The sequence below is a fragment of the Methylobacterium sp. CM6244 genome (assembly GCF_054817885.1).
Window position 1 is genome coordinate 4726311 of sequence record NZ_CM139247.1, and the last position, 15525, is coordinate 4741835.

A 15525-nucleotide genomic window follows, 5' to 3' on the forward strand; every position below is an offset into this window, starting at 1 on the left:
AGTCCGGGCAAGCGCCCGAATATAGAACCGCCTCCGCCGGACGCCGCAAGGCAGGTTGGCGGAACGACCACCGCGAGACATGTTGCGGTGGTCCCAGAAGTGGGGCCTTAGCTCAGCTGGGAGAGCGCTTCCATGGCATGGAAGAGGTCATCGGTTCGATCCCGTTAGGCTCCACCATTTCTTTTCGTCCGAGTCATCGATGTGGTCGCGAGATGCGGCCTTCGACGAGCCGGGAAAACAGCAGATCTCGGTGATGTTCGCCGATGATGACGACGATCGTGAAACGATGTCACGATTGTTTCGGAATGTGGGGCCTTAGCTCAGCTGGGAGAGCGCTTCCATGGCATGGAAGAGGTCATCGGTTCGATCCCGTTAGGCTCCACCATTCGCTTTCTTCGATAGCCCGGCCTCATGCGCCGCGAGCGGACGAAGTACGACATCCCTCAAGCTCATCTGGGATATCGGCATACCGGCCGCGCCGTGTAGGACGACGCGCCCGGCAGGGAAGATACGTCCGTTCAGACGATGTGGAAATCGAGATTGGTGAGCGTGATCGGCTGATCGAGGACGGCGAAGGTCACCGCCAGGGCGCTGCCGCTGCCATCCTTGTCGTAGGACACGGTCCCGGTGGTCCGGTCGTAGAGGATGCGGTCGTCGGCATTCACCGCGCCGGTGGACAGGTCCTTGAACGCGGCGGCGGCCAATGTCCCGATCGGCAGTGCCGGCACGATCGTCCGCGCGATCTCGATCGTATCGGCGGATGCGAAATCCGTGATGTGGTCGAGATTGGCCGCGGTGAAGGCGGTGCTGAAACGGAACGTGTCGCTTCCCGCCCCTCCGGTCAGGATATCTTTACCCAGCATTCCGTCGAGGCGGTCGCCGCCGGCATTGCCCACGAGCGTGTTCGCCACCTTGCTACCGGTCATCGTGTCGGCGAATAACGATCCGGAAACCGATTCGATCGAGATCAGGCTATCGCTGCCGCCATAGGTGTCGGTGGCCGTGCCGGCACCGAGATCCACGACCGCGCCGTGGGTCGCCCCGGCGAGATCGTCGTTCCGGAAATCGATCGTGTCCAGCCCGGCTCCGCCATCCAGGACGTCGTCGCCGCCTTGCGCCGTGAAGCGGTTCGCCAGTCCGTCGCCGGTCAGACGGTCGGCGGAAGCCGTGCCCGCGACTGCCTCGATCCCCGATAGCGTATCGGTATTGCCGAAACCGTCCGTCGCCGTGCCGGTGGCGAGGTTCACGACGACGCCCCGGGTGCCGCCATTATCCACATCCCGGTCGTAGCGGATCTCGTCGAACCCCCTACCGCCGGCGATCGTGTCGTTACCCCCAAGTCCGTAGAAGCCTTCGTAGGCGGCACTCGCCGTATTGCCGCCCGTCAGCATGTCCGCGAACTGCGTGCCTCGCACGGCCTCGATGCTGATGAGCGTATCGCGATAGCCGAACCCATCCGTCGCGATGCCCTTGGCGAGATCGACCGTGACGCCCTGGGCTCCGCCGAAACTCGCATCCCTGTCGTAGCGGACCGCGTCGTTGCCGCCGCCGCCGTCGAGCGTGTCGCCGCCGCCGAGGCCGATCAGGCTATCGAAGCTCCGGTCGTTCGAATCGTTACCGTGCAGGGAGTCGGCGTATTGCGTGCCGCGTACGCCTTCGATGTTGCGGAGCGTGTCGGTCGCTCCGAACCCGTCGGTGGCTCTTCCCGCGGCGAGGTCTACGATGACCCCACGCGTGCCACCGAAATTGACGTCCTTGTCGTAGCGTACCTCGTCGTAGCCCGAACCGCCATCGATGACGTCATTCCCGTCGAGACCGAGGAAAAAGTTGTTCGGACCGACGGGATCGGTGTCCCCTCCCGAAAGCCGGTCGGCAAAGGCGGTGCCCCGCACCGATTCGATGTTGCGCAGCGTATCGACGGTTCCGAACCCGTCGATGGCCTTGCCTGTCGTGAGGTTGACGGTGACGCCCTTCTTGCCGCCGAACCCTGCATCCCGATCGTAGCGGGCTTCGTCGAAGCCGCTGCCGCCATCGATGACGTCCGTGCCGGCGAGCCCGTAGAAATACTCTCCCGCGCTGTCCAGGGCTTTATTGCCTCCCGTGAACCGGTCGGCGAGCCGCGATCCCATCGTCGCCTCGATGCCGATCAGCGTATCGGTATTGCCGAACCCGTCGGTGGCCTTGCCGGTGGCGAAATTGACGATGACGCCCTTGATGCCCTTGGCCTCGTAATCATCCATGTAATTGGCGATGTCGAAACCCGCCCCACCGTCGATCACGTCGTTCCCGTCCCGACCCGAGATGATATCATCGCCGGATAGACCGTTGATCGTGTCACTTCGCCCGAGCAGGTTAACGTAGACGTCGGAATTTTGAGTCAGGTTCACCACCGCCATTTGAGTCTCTCTGGTTTGATAAAACTTTGAGTTATAAATTCGTGTCACTATGCGGATATAAACTGTTGTCGAACGATGAGATCAAATCCACTTAAATAAAACGTGGATCGTCGCCTCTGGCGATTTCTGTCGATCGGTGGTGTTCGCAGGTCACGGGTCTCACGCTCATCGGCGCGGGCGGCATGTGACGATCCCACACCAAGGCGCTTCCCGCCCCGAGCAGCCGGCCCTCCCTTCCATCCCGCCAAGGATGCCGAGACGCTGATGAGTTCCTGCGCGCCCGCTTTCCCAGCGGGGACAGGTGCCCGATCATGGCGTGTGTCGGTTTCGGCTGCATGATAGGTCGAAGCCATGACCCTTCCCGCCGGACCGCATGCCCCCCTCGCCTCCTGCTCTACGGAAACGGCCCAGGCGCTGATCGAGACCCTGAGCGCGCGGCTCCTCGGCGGCGACAGTGCGACATCCGTGCTGGAAGGCTGGTGCCGGGAGCGTCGGCTCGCCTCTAGCGCCAATCTGGTGGCGACGCGGGTCGTGGGTCCCGAACGACAGCCGAGCCCTGTGCAGGGTCAAAGGCTCGACCTCTCCGACGGGGAAGTGGTCCGGTACCGGCACGTTCGGCTGAGCTGGGGAGGCCATGTCCTCTCCCAGGCCGAGAACTGGTACGTCCCGGCTCGTCTGACGAGAGAGATGAACCTGCTCCTCGACGAGACCGAGATTCCCTTCGGCCGGGTGGTCCACACCCTGTTCCCCAGACGGCGAAACCTGCGACTGCTTCGTTTATGGCCCCAGGATGCAGGTGTTCCCGGCCCGTCCGACCAGGTCTTCGCCATCGAGGCGATCCTGTCGGATCGATCCGGACGCCCGATCTGCGAAGTCAGCGAGACCTATACGGGCGCCATTCTCGTGAGAGGCGACGATTGACCACCCTGCTCACTCGTCGAGGCGGGATTCCGGGCCGAGCTTCGACAGTTTTAGCAGGTTCTGGCCGTAGGCGGTCTTGGCGAAGAGTTCGCCGCGCGCGATCAGTTGCGCCTTGTCGATGAAGCCCTGGAGATAGGCGATCTCCTCCAGGCACGCGACCTGCAGGCCCTGCCGGTTCTGCAGCGTGCGCACGAACTCGCCCGCTTCCAGCAGGCTGTCATGCGTCCCCGTATCGAGCCAGGCATAGCCGCGCGACATGCGCTGCACATGGAGTTCGCCGAGATCAAGATAGGCCTGGTTAACGGATGTGATCTCCAATTCGCCGCGCGCCGAGGGCTTCACTGCGGCGGCGATGTCGAGCACGCGGTTGTCGTAGAAGTAGAGGCCGGTCACCGCCCAGGGGCTTTCCGGCACCGATGGCTTCTCCACGATGCGCAGCGGCCGCCCCTCGCGGTCGAGGGTGACCACGCCGTAAGCTTCCGGGTGATCCACGTGATAGGCGAAGATCGTCGCGCCGGTCTCGCGTTCGCGCGCCTGTTTCAGCATGGCGCTCATGCCCGAGCCGAAGAAGAGATTATCCCCCAGAACGAGGGCGACATCGTCCGAGCCGACAAAGTCGCGACCGATGGTGAAGGCCTGGGCGAGGCCTTCCGGACGGGGCTGGACCGCGTAGCTGAAGGAGATACCGAACTGTTCGCCGGTGCCGAACAGGCGTTCGTAATTGCCGAGATGCTCGGGGCTCGAAATGATGAGGATCTCGCGGATGCCGGCGAGCATCAGCACCGAGACCGGATAATAGATCATCGGCTTATCGTAGACGGGCAGAAGCTGCTTGTTGATCGACAAGGTCGCCGGATGGAGCCGCGTGCCGGACCCGCCGGCGAGAACGATACCCTTCATGATCTGGTCTCTGCTAAGTGAGGCGCGGGGCCGATCAGCCGGTCGAGAATGTCGTCCAGGGCGGCCTGCCAAGGGCGCGGAGTCAGCCCGTAGGCTTTCGTCAGGCTCTCCGTCGATAGTTCCGAATTGGCGGGCCGGCGCGCCGGCGTCGGATAGGCGCTCGTGGGGATGCCGTTGACCGGAACGTTCCGGCCCCCGCGCGCGACCGAACCGGCGACGATGGCCTGCGCGAAACCGTGCCAGGTGGTGGCACCTGCATTGACGAAGTGGTGCGTGCCCGTGGGCGCGTCGCTGTCGGCGGCGAGACGCAGGGCGATATCCGCGAGGGCGGCGGCGAGATCGGCGGCGGAGGTCGGGCAGCCGCGCTGGTCGTTCACGACGTTCAGCGCATCCCGCTCGGCGGCGAGCCGCAGCATCGTCTTCACGAAGTTGCCCCGGTGCGGGCTCACGACCCAGGCCGTGCGCAGGATTGCGTGACGCGGATTGGCGGTGCGGACCGCCATCTCCCCAGCGGCCTTGCTGGCGCCGTAGACGCTCGTCGGGCCGATCGGCGCGTCGGACGTGTAGGCGCCCGAACCGGTGCCGTCGAAGACGTAATCGGTGGAGACATGGACGAGGGGGATGCCCCGCCGCGCCGTCTCGGCCGCCAAGATGGCGGGAGCCAGGGCGTTGAGGCGCCAGGCCTCCACCACCTCCGACTCGGCCTTGTCCACGGCGGTGTAGGCGGCGGCGTTCACCACCGCCCCGATCGTGCGCTCGGTAAAGACCCGCGCCACGGCCGCAGCGTCCGTGATGTCGAGTTCGGTACGGGTCGGGGCGACGAGGGTCACGCCCGCGCCCCAATGCCGGGAGGCCTGCAGTTCGGTGCCGACCTGGCCCGCCCCGCCGAGGATCAGAATATTCATCTCAGGCCATCGCGGCAGGTGTGCCGAGGCCGAGGCGCTCGCCGGTATAGCGGCCCTCGCGGATCGGACGCCACCAGGCTTCGTTGTCGAGATACCAGCGTACGGTGTCCTCGAGCGCGTCCTCGAAGGATTTGGTGGGGGTCCAGCCGATTTCCCGCTCGGCCTTGCCGGGGTCGATGGCGTAGCGCCGGTCATGGCCCGGACGGTCGGCGACGAACGAGATCAGGCGCTCATGCGGGCCATGCTCCGGCCGTAGTCGGTCGAAGGCGGCGCAGAGAGCCTTCACCACCGCAAGGTTGTTGCGCACCGACCGGCCACCGAGAAGGTAGGTCTCCCCCAGCGACCCACGTTCCAGCACCGCGACGAGGCCGCGAGCGTGATCCTCCACGTGGATCCAGTCGCGCTCGTTGAGCCCGTCGCCATAGACCGGTAGCGGACGGCCTTCGAGGGCGTTGAGGATCATCAGGGGGATCAGCTTCTCCGGGAAATGCCGGGGGCCGTAATTGTTCGAGCAGTTCGTGATCAGAACCGGCAGGCCGTAGGTCTCCCCCCAGGCCCGCGCCAGATGGTCGGAGGCGGCCTTGGAAGCCGAATAGGGTGAGCGCGGGTCGTAGCGGCTGTCCTCGGTGAAGAACCCGTCCGGCGGGAGCGAGCCGTAGACCTCGTCGGTGGAGACGTGGAGGAAACGGAATCCCGCCCTCGCCTCGCCGTAGAGGCTTTCCCAATAGGTGCGGGCGCCATCGAGCATCACCTGCGTGCCCACGACATTGGTGCGGATGAAAGCGCCCGGATCGGTGATCGAGCGGTCCACATGGCTCTCGGCGGCGAGATGCATCACCGCGTCGGGCCGGAACTCGGCGTAGAGGGCATGGACGGCGGCGGGATCGCAGATGTCTCCCGTGACGAGCCGGTGACGCGGATTGCCGTCGAGGGACGCCAGCGAGATCGGGTTGGCCGCGTAGGTCAGTGCGTCGAGGGTCGCGACCTCACGGCCGAGATCCTCGACGAGGTGCAGGACCAGCGCCGATCCGATGAAGCCGCATCCGCCCGTGACCAAGATGCGTTGGGGTTTGGCCATGTCGACAAATCCTGGTGGTCGCGCATCAGCGGGCTCGTATCCTGTCGCTGAAGCTGCGGTCGCTGAAATTGTGGAAGGACCGCCGATCAGAAGACCGTGCCCAATTGGGCGAGGGACGGCGCCACCCGGTCCTTGTCGGACAGGATTGCTGCTTCCGCGCTGACCGGCCAGGAGATCGCCAGATCCGGATCGTTCCAGGCGAGATTCCGGTCATGCACCCGGCTGTAATAGGACGACACCTTGTAGGCGACCATGGTGTCGGGTTCGAGAGTGCAGAACCCGTGGGCGAACCCGACGGGAACGTAAAGCTGCTCCCCCTCGGCCGCGTCGAGCCGGACGGCGACATGCCGGCCATAGGTCTCGGACCCATGCCTCAGATCGACGGCGACATCGAGGATGGACCCGGAAAGCACGCGGACGAGCTTGGCCTGCCCTGCGGGTTCGAGCTGGAAATGCAGGCCGCGCACGGTTCCGGTCTGCGCCGAGAAGGATTGGTTGTCCTGCACGAAGGCGACGTCGATGCCGGCCTCGGCCAGGATGTCCGCCCGGAAGGTCTCCGAAAACCAGCCCCTGTCATCGCCGAAACGATTGGGCACGACCCGTTTCACCGCAGGAATTTCTGTCTCAATCACACGCATCGCTGGATACAACCCTCGCCAGACAGTGCCTGTAGGCGCGTGGACGGCTTTCCTGTCAAGGGATGCCCCAGCCCTCGATCGACTTGCTCCCCCCGTACCGGAGGGGTAACTCCCGCCTCCTTCAGAGCCGGGCCGATCCGACGGCCGCCGTGACCATTCGAGAGCAGAAAGGATCATCATGACGTCGAGGCAAGTCACCTCACGGCCCACCGTTGCGCTTTTGATGGCGCTGGCCATGACCGGGGCGGCCTTCGCCCAGAAGGGCATCGACCCGAGCGGGGTGTGGTTGACGGAGAACGGTGATTCGAAAGTGCGGATCGCACGTTGCGGAAGCGGCTATTGCGGCACGCTCGTCAGCGTTCCCGGTCCGGGGCTGGACTCCAAGAACCCCGATGCGTCGCTGAAGTCGCGCAACCTCATCGGGATTCAGATCATGAATGCGGGCACCCCGTCGGGGGACGGCTATGACGGCTCGCTCTACAACCCCAATGACGGCAAGACCTATTCGGGAAGTCTCACGGTGAAGGGGCCGAACGTCGTCGAGGTCGCCGGCTGCGTAATGAGCGTGTTCTGCAAGCGGCAGACCTGGAAACGCGTCAACTGACCGACAGCGCTTCGCGGATTGCGTCGATGGCGGCCTGGGCGCCCGATCCTTCCGGTCCGCCGGCCTGTGCCATGTCGCGGCGACCGCCGCCGCCCTTGCCGCCGAGATGCCCGGCGCCCGCCCTGACGAGGGCGACCGCGTCGTAGCGGTCGGTGAGATCCGCGGTCACCCCGACCACGAGACCGGCTTTTCCATCGGCCGACAGCCCGACCAGAGCGACGATCCCGGAGCCGATACGGCTCTTGCCGGCATCCACCAGGCTCTTGAGGTCGCGGGTCTCCACGCCTTCCACGACCTTGGCCATCACCTTGATTCCGGCGATCTCGGTGACGCCGTCATCGCCCCCCGACGTGCCGCCCATCGCCAGCTTCTTCTTGGCTTCGGACAATTCGCGTTCCAGGCGACGGCGATCCTCGATGAGGGCGCTCAGTCGCTCGGGCACGTCGGCGCTCTGGGACTTCAGCAGGCCTGCGATCTGGCTCAGGGTGCGGCTTTCCTCGGCGCAGTGACGCCGGGCCGTCCCCGCCGTCAGGGCTTCGATCCGGCGTACGCCGGCACCGACCGCGCTCTCGCCGAGCACGGTGATCTGGCCGATCTCGCCCGTACGGGCCGCATGGGTGCCGCCGCAAAGCTCGATGGAGAAGGCCGGGAGCCGGCCCTCCTCGGCGAGTTCACCCTGGTTGTCGACCGAACGCCCCATGGAGACGACGCGAACCTCGTCGCCGTATTTCTCGCCGAACAGCGCGCGGGCGCCGGAGGCGACGGCCTCGTCCTGGGCCATGAGCTTGGTCACCACCGGCGTGTTCTGCAGCAGCACGGCGTTGGCGATGTCCTCGACGGCGCGAAGTTCGGCCTCGTCCAGCGGTTTGGGGTGGCTGAAATCGAAGCGCAGCCGCTCGGGGGAGACGAGGGAGCCCTTCTGGGCCACGTGGTCGCCGAGTACCTGACGCAACGCCTCATGCAACAGATGCGTCGCCGAATGGTTGGCCCGGATGGCCGAGCGTCGGGCATGATCGACGGCAAGCTCGACCGGCTGACCCATGGTGAGCCGACCTTCGTCCACGGTGACGTGGTGGACGAAAAGATCGCCGAGCTTTTTCTCCGTGGCGGTGACGCGCGCCTTGAGGCCGGTGGCAGAGAGTAGGCCGGTATCGCCGACCTGACCGCCGGATTCGGCGTAGAAGGGTGTCTGGTTGACGAGGACGAGGCCGGTCTCGCCCGCCGACAGGCCGTCGACCTCCCTGCCTTCACGCAGGATCGCGGTGATGATGCCTTCGGCGCTCTCGGTCTCGTAGCCGAGGAACTCGCTGGCGCCGACGCGCTCCTTGATGCCGTACCAGACCGTCTCGGTGGCGGATTCCCCGGAGCCGGTCCAGGCTGCTCTCGCCGCTTGGCGCTGGCGCTCCATCGCCTGGCCGAACGCCTCCGTGTCCACGCCGATGCCGCGCGCCTTCAACGCGTCCTGCGTCAGGTCGAGGGGGAAACCGTAGGTATCGTAGAGGGTGAAGGCGGTCTCACCGGACAGGTTCTGGCCCTGAACCAGCGAACGGCTTTCCGAATCGAGGATGGCGAGGCCACGCTCGAGGGTACGGCGGAAGCGGGTCTCCTCAAGGCGGAGGGTTTCCGAGATCAAGCTCTCGGCGCGGGTGAGTTCGGGATAGGCCTGACCCATCTCGCGGACTAGGGTGGGGACCAGGCGGAACATCACTGGCTCGCGGGAGCCGAGGAGTTCGAGGTGGCGCATGGCCCGGCGCATGATGCGGCGCAGGACGTAGCCGCGGCCCTCGTTCGACGGCAGCACACCGTCGGCGATGAGGAACGAGACCGAGCGCAGGTGATCGGCGATGACGCGGTAGGACGCGACGTTTCCTGTCTCGGGGGGACGGCCGACGGCATGGCTCACCGAATCGATCAGTGCCTTGAACAGGTCGGTGTCGTAATTGCTGGTCACGCCCTGGAGGATTGCCGCCATGCGCTCCAGCCCCATGCCGGTATCGATGGAAGGGCGCGGCAGAGCGAGGCGGTTGCCCGGCTCGATCTGCTCGTACTGCATGAAGACGAGGTTCCAGAATTCGAGGAACCGGTCGCCATCCTCGTCCGGCGAACCGGGAGGACCACCCTGCAATCCGGGGCCCTGATCGATGAAGATCTCCGAACAGGGACCGCATGGGCCGGTATCGCCCATCTGCCAGAAATTGTCCGAGGTGCCGATGCGGATGATCCGGTCGTCGGAGAAGCCGGCGATCTTGCGCCAGAGCCCGGCCGCGTCTTCGTCATCCGCGTAGACGGTGACGAGGAGCCGGTCCTTCGACAGGCCGAATTCCTTCGTGATCAGGCTCCAGGCCAGTTCGATCGCCTGCGGCTTGAAATAATCGCCGAAGGAGAAATTGCCGAGCATCTCGAAGAAGGTGTGGTGGCGCGCGGTATAGCCGACATTGTCGAGGTCGTTGTGCTTGCCGCCGGCACGGACGCATTTCTGCGCCGTGGTGGCACGGTTGTAAGGCCGCTTCTCGACGCCGGTGAAGACGTTCTTGAACTGCACCATCCCCGCATTGGTGAACATCAAGGTCGGGTCGTTACGGGGAACGAGGGACGACGACGGCACCACGGCGTGGTCCGCCTTGGCGAAATAGTCGAGAAAGGCCGACCGGATCTCGTTGACGCCGCTCATCGTGAAATGACTCTGTCGTGCGCTTGGGGCGGTCGAGACGACAACCCGAGGCTTCTTCGTGGCTTGCGCCCTCATAAGGAGGCCGGACCGTCGAGTCACGCCCGCTCCGCGATCGTGCGTTCCTGTTTCTTAACGCTGCACCCTTCGAACGCTCGACGGCGCTCGTCTCTGGACTTGGCGATCGACCAAAGAGCGAGCATCGGGCCGATGCGCACCGATAGAATAGTCCGAACATGAAAGAGGCCGCCGCGATGGTCCGCGACGGCCTCTTTCATGACTTACGAGGCGATCAGGCCTCGCCTTCGTCCAGATCGTCCGCCGTGGGCTTGGCGGTCTCGAGGATCTTGTCGGCCAGCAATCCCGAATTCTGCCGGATCGCCGCTTCGATCTTGTTGGCGATGTCCGGATTGTCGCGCAGGAACCCCTTCGAGTTCTCGCGGCCCTGGCCGAGGCGCTGGCTCGCATAGGAGAACCAGGCGCCGGACTTCTCCACGATCCCAGCCTTCACCCCGAGGTCGATCAACTCACCGACCTTCGAGACGCCCTCGCCGAACATGATGTCGAACTCGACCTGCTTGAAGGGCGGCGCGACCTTGTTCTTGACGACCTTGACGCGGACCTGGTTGCCGATGGCCTCGTCACGATCCTTGAGGGTCGAGATACGGCGGATGTCGAGACGCACCGACGCGTAGAACTTCAGTGCATTGCCGCCGGTGGTCGTCTCCGGGCTGCCATACATGACGCCGATCTTCATCCGGATCTGGTTGATGAAGATGACCATGCATTTCGAGCGCGAAATCGAGCCCGTGAGCTTGCGCAGGGCCTGGCTCATCAGGCGGGCCTGAAGGCCGGGCTGGCTGTCGCCCATCTCGCCCTCGATCTCGGCGCGGGGCGTGAGCGCCGCCACCGAATCGACTACGAGCACGTCGATAGCGCCCGAGCGCACCAGGGTGTCGGTGATTTCCAGGGCCTGCTCGCCGGTATCGGGCTGCGATATCAGGAGATCGTCGAGCTGCACGCCGAGCTTGCGCGCATAGACCGGATCGAGAGCGTGCTCCGCATCCACGAAGGCGCAGACGCCGCCCTTCTTCTGGGCCTCGGCGATGGTGTGAAGGGCAAGGGTGGTCTTGCCTGATGATTCGGGGCCGTAGATCTCGATCACCCGGCCACGCGGCAAGCCGCCGACGCCGAGCGCGATGTCGAGGCCGAGCGAACCGGTGGAGACGGTCTCGACCTCCGCCACCTTATCGTTCTTGCCGAGTCGCATGATCGAGCCCTTGCCGAAAGCACGCTCGATCTGGGACAGCGCGGCATCAATCGCCTTCGCCTTGTCCTTGTCCACCATCGGGGAATCCACAACTTTCAGCGCGGGCTGAGCCATTCGTCGGCATCCTTATGCATGGGGAGAGCTCAAGGCTCAATGTGCCTCGGATGCGAATGATGTACTTGTTTTGTTCTCTTTTTGCAAGATGCCGGGTGCCGATTTCGCATCATTCGGCGGGAGAACGTCGCCCTAACGGGCGATCGTCTCCTTCACCGTTTCCACGAGCTGCTTGAGGCTGAAGGGCTTGGGCAGGAAGTTGAAATCCTCGCCGTCGGGCAGGTTCTTGCGGAACGCGTCCTCGGCATAGCCGGATACGAAAATGACCTTCAGATCAGGACGGTGCTTGCGCAGTTCGCGTAGCAGCGTCGGGCCGTCCATCTCCGGCATCACCACGTCGGAGACGACGAGGTCGATGGTTTGGTCGACATCGCTGATGAGGGCCAGGGCGTCGAGGCCCGAGGCCGCTTCCAGCACCGTGTAGCCCCGTGCCGACAGGGCCCGGCTGTTGACCGCGCGGACCGGGTCCTCGTCTTCCACCAGCAGGATCACGCCCTGCCCGGTATGATCGGGCGAGGGTTTGCGCGGGGCGGATTGTCCGCCACTGCCGGGCTTTTCGAGGTCACGCGCTCCTCTGAGCCGGCTGGCGGCGATCTCCGCGTTGCTCTGCGGGGCAACGGCGACGGCGATTTCCGGAACGGGCTCGGCCGCAGGCTCGTGACGCGGCAGGTAGATCCGGAAGGCGGTGCCGCTGCCAACGGTCGATTGCACGTCGATGGTGCCGCCGCTCTGCTTGATGATGCCGAAGACGGTGGACAGGCCGAGGCCGGTCCCCTTGCCGATATCCTTCGTGGTGAAGAAGGGCTCGAAGATCTTCTCCATCACGTCGGGCGGGATGCCCTCGCCGGTATCGAGCACCTCGATCAGGACATGATCGCCCGCCGGTGCGCCGGGTTGGCGCTCGTTGGTCTCTTGGCCTTCGAGGATGTTGGCGGTGCGGATGAGCAGCTGGCCGCCATTCGGCATCGCGTCGCGGGCATTCACCGCGAGATTGACGATGACCTGCTCGAACTGGTTCACGTCGGCCTTGATCGGCCAGATGTCGCGCCCGTGCTTCAGGTCGAGATCGACACGCTCGCCGAGGAGGCGCTTGAGCAGCAGCATCAGGTCGGACAGGGCTTCGCCGACATTCATCACTTCCGGGCGTAGGGTCTGACGCCGCGAGAAGGCCAGCAGCTGCCGCACCAGGCTCGCGGCCCGGTTGGCGTTCTGCTTGATCTGCATGATGTCCTGGAAGGCCGGATCGGTCGGCCTGTGGCTGGCCAGCAGAAGGTCGGAATAGCCGATGATGGCCTGGAGGACGTTGTTGAAGTCGTGCGCGATGCCGCCGGCGAGCTGGCCCACCGTGTCCATCTTCTGGGTCTGGGCGATCTGCTGTTCGAGCTGGCGCTGCGCCGTGGTGTCGAGGGCATAGAGGATCACGCGCTCGCGGTCGGCCGGCGTGGCCGCATCCGCTGCTGCCGAGGTGTCGCCGCCGGCAGGGCTGAGCCAGACCCGCGCGGAACGGTTTCCCGGTCCCGCCAGCGCCACCTCGATCGGTTGCACCTCCACGGTCCCGTCGGCGGCCTTCACCAGGGCGCCCTCGAGGACGGCCCTGTCGCGGTCGAGCAGGGCTTCCCACATCGTCGACTCGGTGCCGAGCTCGCCACGCCCATCCGGCACGGCCTGGCGTGGGGTGCCGCCGAACAACCGGGCGAAGGACGCGTTGGCGCGGGCGATGCGCCCGGTCCGGTCGAGGGTCGCGATCGCGATGGGGCTGTTGTTGAGGAAGCGGGCGAGCCGCACCTCGGCGGCGCGTTGCGGCTCGTCGCTCTCGGCCCCGGCCGAGCGGTTGAGCACGAAGGTGCGCGACGGCCCCGGCTTGCCGTCCTGGCCGAAGGCGACGCGATGGTAGAGCCGGGTCGGCAACGGCTGGCCGTTGCGGCGCCGCAGGTCGAGGTCGAACCGGTCGGTGCGCACCTCGCCGGGCAATCCCTCGGTGGCGGTGAGCACGTCGGCGCTGGGTGCGATATCAGGCAAGCGCAGGCCGCCGGACCCCACGGTCGCGAGGTCGTAGCCGAGCCAGAAGGCCAGCGTCGCGTTCATGTAGACGATGGAGCCTGCCGGATCGATGGACAGGAAGCCGGCCGGCGCATGGTCCAGATAATCGATCGCGTGTTGAAGCTCCTGGAAGACGTTCTCCTGGCGCTCGCGCTCGTGCGTGATGTCGGTGACTGTCCATAGGGTCGCCGGGAGTCTCGGCCTCTCCACCGCGCGCACGGCGATGCGGAACCAGGCGAAGGCGCGCTCGGTCTCGCCCTGAGGCGGGGGCGCCATGCGGATTTCCTCCACGTGGCCGCGCCCGTCATGGGCTGCCTGGGCGAGGCGGTAGACCGCCTCCGACACGTCGGGCGAGCCGACGAAGACGCGTTCCACCGGCCTCAGGTTGGAGAAGGTCTCCCCGCCGGAAATACGGAGATAGGCTTCGTTGGCGTAGATGAGGCGCCCGCCATCCTCCACCACGATGGCGCCTTCGGGCGATGCGTCGACGATGGCTTTGGTGATGTCGTCGCGCCCGGTCTGTCCCGAGAGCTGGAGCGCGCCGATCGCCAGGGCGAACAGGCAGAACACGCCCGCCATGGCCAGCAGCGCGAGGAGGCCGAGGATCAGCGGCTGCGCCTGTTCGTTCGCGACGAAGGACAAGCCTACCGCCGCGCCCACGAGAAGTCCGGCGAGAACGAGGAGCAGTCCGACCCGCCCAGGCCTCTCCGACCGGTCGATGGCGCTCGACACCGGTTTCGTTGGTCCGCTCACCTCAGCCATTTCGGCGCCATTCCACCCTCGACCGATCCCGGTTAGCGCCCGGGCCGCGTCGGCAGCAAGGGTATCCTCAGGACGTCACGGACCAGTCTCGTCAAAAAAGGTGCATAAAGCGTGGCGTTTTCACGCCGCGCGGCGCTTCAGCCGCATGACGAAGCCGATCACCTCGGCCACCGCGCGGTAATGTTCGGCCGGAATCTCGGAATCGATCTCTACCGTGGCATGGAGCGCCCGGGCCAGCGGCGGGTTCTCCATGATGGGAACATCGTGCTCCTTGGCCACGGCCCGGATGCGCAGCGCCAGGGAATCGACGCCTTTGGCAACGCAGATGGGAGCCGCCATCCCGGCTTCGTAGCGCAGGGCGACGGCGTAGTGGGTGGGGTTGGTGAGAATGACCGTGGCGGTCGGGACGTCGGCCATCATGCGCTTGTTGCCCCGCGACGCGCGGATCTGCCTCATCCGGCCCTTCACCTCGGGATTGCCCTCGCTCTCCTTGTGCTCCTGTTTCATCTCCTCCTTGGTCATGCGCAGCTTCGAGCGCCAGCGGAAACGCTGATAGAAGGCGTCGCCCATGGCGATGACCACGAACATGGCGAGCATGCCGCCGAGAAGCTTGAGGGCGATGCCCAGGATGGCAGGCAGCATCGCCGCGGGGTCGAGCCGGGCGAAGACCTCGAGCCGGTCGCGCTCGTTCCACAGGATGGTGCTGGCGACGACCCCCACGAGCATCAGCTTGGCCAAACCCTTGATGAACTGGACCATGGCCTCCACGCCGAAGATGCGTTTGACGCCGGCCATCGGCGAGATGCGATCGAATTTCGGCAGCAGGGCATCGGTGGAGAAGACCAGGGGGTGCTGGACCAAACCGCCGGCGAGGCCTGCAATGACCACGAGGCTGACGGGAATCAGGAGCGCCTGGCCGCAGATCAGCAGCATCCGCATCCCCATCTCGGTATAGGCGGTGGGGTCGGAGGGGACCTGATGCGCGTTCATCAGGAAGGCGCGCAAGCTGACGAGCAAATCCTTGGCGATCGTTCCCGATGCCACCAGCAGCGCCATCGTGAAGGCGGACAGGATGAAGAAGGTGTTGACCTCGATGCTGTTGGCGACGTTGCCCTGCTCGATCGCTTTCTCGATGCGCCGCTGAGTCGGCTCTTCTGTCTTGTCTTCCTGATCGCTGTCGTCGGACATGGCTCAGCGCTCCCCTGTCCGCTGTCTCACAGGTCCTTTCG

11 protein-coding genes and 2 tRNA genes are annotated in these 15525 nt (G+C 65.4%); 4 read left to right on the forward strand and 9 right to left on the reverse strand.

Annotated elements, in window-relative coordinates; all coding sequences use genetic code 11:
• Positions 1-101 precede the first annotated feature (101 nt).
• A tRNA-Ala gene (locus ACYQML_RS22220) sits at positions 102-177 on the forward strand.
• A gap of 132 nt (positions 178-309) precedes the next feature.
• Positions 310-385: transfer RNA gene (locus ACYQML_RS22225), tRNA-Ala, on the forward strand.
• Between the two features lie 133 nt (positions 386-518).
• Here the strand turns inward: ACYQML_RS22225 and ACYQML_RS22230 are convergent.
• Positions 519-2396: a calcium-binding protein gene (locus tag ACYQML_RS22230; RefSeq protein WP_461234070.1), complete on the reverse strand. Its 1878-nt coding sequence runs from the start codon at positions 2394-2396 to the stop codon at positions 519-521.
• 351 nt (positions 2397-2747) lie between these two features.
• On the opposite strand from ACYQML_RS22230, the gene ACYQML_RS22235 reads away from it, so the two are divergent.
• Positions 2748-3317: a hypothetical protein gene (locus ACYQML_RS22235; protein ID WP_461234071.1), complete on the forward strand. Its 570-nt coding sequence runs from the start codon at positions 2748-2750 to the stop codon at positions 3315-3317.
• A gap of 9 nt (positions 3318-3326) precedes the next feature.
• On the opposite strand, the gene rfbA is transcribed toward ACYQML_RS22235, so the two are convergent.
• The 4 genes from rfbA to rfbC all read right to left on the reverse strand — a co-directional run bounded on the left by rfbA (position 3327) and on the right by rfbC (position 6838).
• Complete coding sequence (gene rfbA / locus ACYQML_RS22240) at positions 3327-4217, reverse strand: glucose-1-phosphate thymidylyltransferase RfbA (protein WP_461234072.1); 891 nt, start codon at positions 4215-4217, stop codon at positions 3327-3329.
• The gene (gene rfbD, locus ACYQML_RS22245; protein ID WP_461234073.1) at positions 4214-5122 is read right to left on the reverse strand and encodes a dTDP-4-dehydrorhamnose reductase; all 909 of its coding nucleotides are present in this window, start codon (positions 5120-5122) and stop codon (positions 4214-4216) included. Before rfbD ends, rfbA begins: the two co-directional genes overlap by 4 nt.
• Before the next feature lies 1 nt (position 5123).
• On the reverse strand, positions 5124-6200 hold the full coding sequence (gene rfbB, locus ACYQML_RS22250; RefSeq protein WP_461234074.1) for a dTDP-glucose 4,6-dehydratase: 1077 nt from the start codon (positions 6198-6200) through the stop codon (positions 5124-5126).
• Between the two features lie 86 nt (positions 6201-6286).
• Positions 6287-6838, reverse strand: coding sequence for a dTDP-4-dehydrorhamnose 3,5-epimerase (rfbC, locus tag ACYQML_RS22255; protein WP_461234075.1), 552 nt, complete (start codon positions 6836-6838; stop codon positions 6287-6289).
• A gap of 178 nt (positions 6839-7016) precedes the next feature.
• Here rfbC and ACYQML_RS22260 point away from each other — a divergent pair, with 178 nt between their 5' ends.
• Positions 7017-7442 (forward strand): DUF2147 domain-containing protein, encoded by a 426-nt coding sequence (locus ACYQML_RS22260; protein ID WP_056432646.1) that lies wholly within the window; start codon positions 7017-7019, stop codon positions 7440-7442.
• Here the strand turns inward: ACYQML_RS22260 and alaS are convergent.
• The 4 genes from alaS to flhB all read right to left on the reverse strand — a co-directional run bounded on the left by alaS (position 7435) and on the right by flhB (position 15484).
• Positions 7435-10113: an alanine--tRNA ligase gene (gene alaS / locus ACYQML_RS22265; RefSeq protein WP_461234076.1), complete on the reverse strand. Its 2679-nt coding sequence runs from the start codon at positions 10111-10113 to the stop codon at positions 7435-7437. The genes ACYQML_RS22260 and alaS overlap by 8 nt on opposite strands.
• Before the next feature lie 289 nt (positions 10114-10402).
• Positions 10403-11494: a recombinase RecA gene (gene recA / locus ACYQML_RS22270; RefSeq protein WP_056432636.1), complete on the reverse strand. Its 1092-nt coding sequence runs from the start codon at positions 11492-11494 to the stop codon at positions 10403-10405.
• Between the two features lie 132 nt (positions 11495-11626).
• Positions 11627-14296: a cell cycle histidine kinase CckA gene (gene cckA, locus ACYQML_RS22275; RefSeq protein WP_461234077.1), complete on the reverse strand. Its 2670-nt coding sequence runs from the start codon at positions 14294-14296 to the stop codon at positions 11627-11629.
• Positions 14297-14416: 120 nt separating this feature from the next.
• Positions 14417-15484 (reverse strand): flagellar biosynthesis protein FlhB, encoded by a 1068-nt coding sequence (flhB, locus tag ACYQML_RS22280; protein ID WP_461234078.1) that lies wholly within the window; start codon positions 15482-15484, stop codon positions 14417-14419.
• Positions 15485-15525 lie beyond the last annotated feature (41 nt).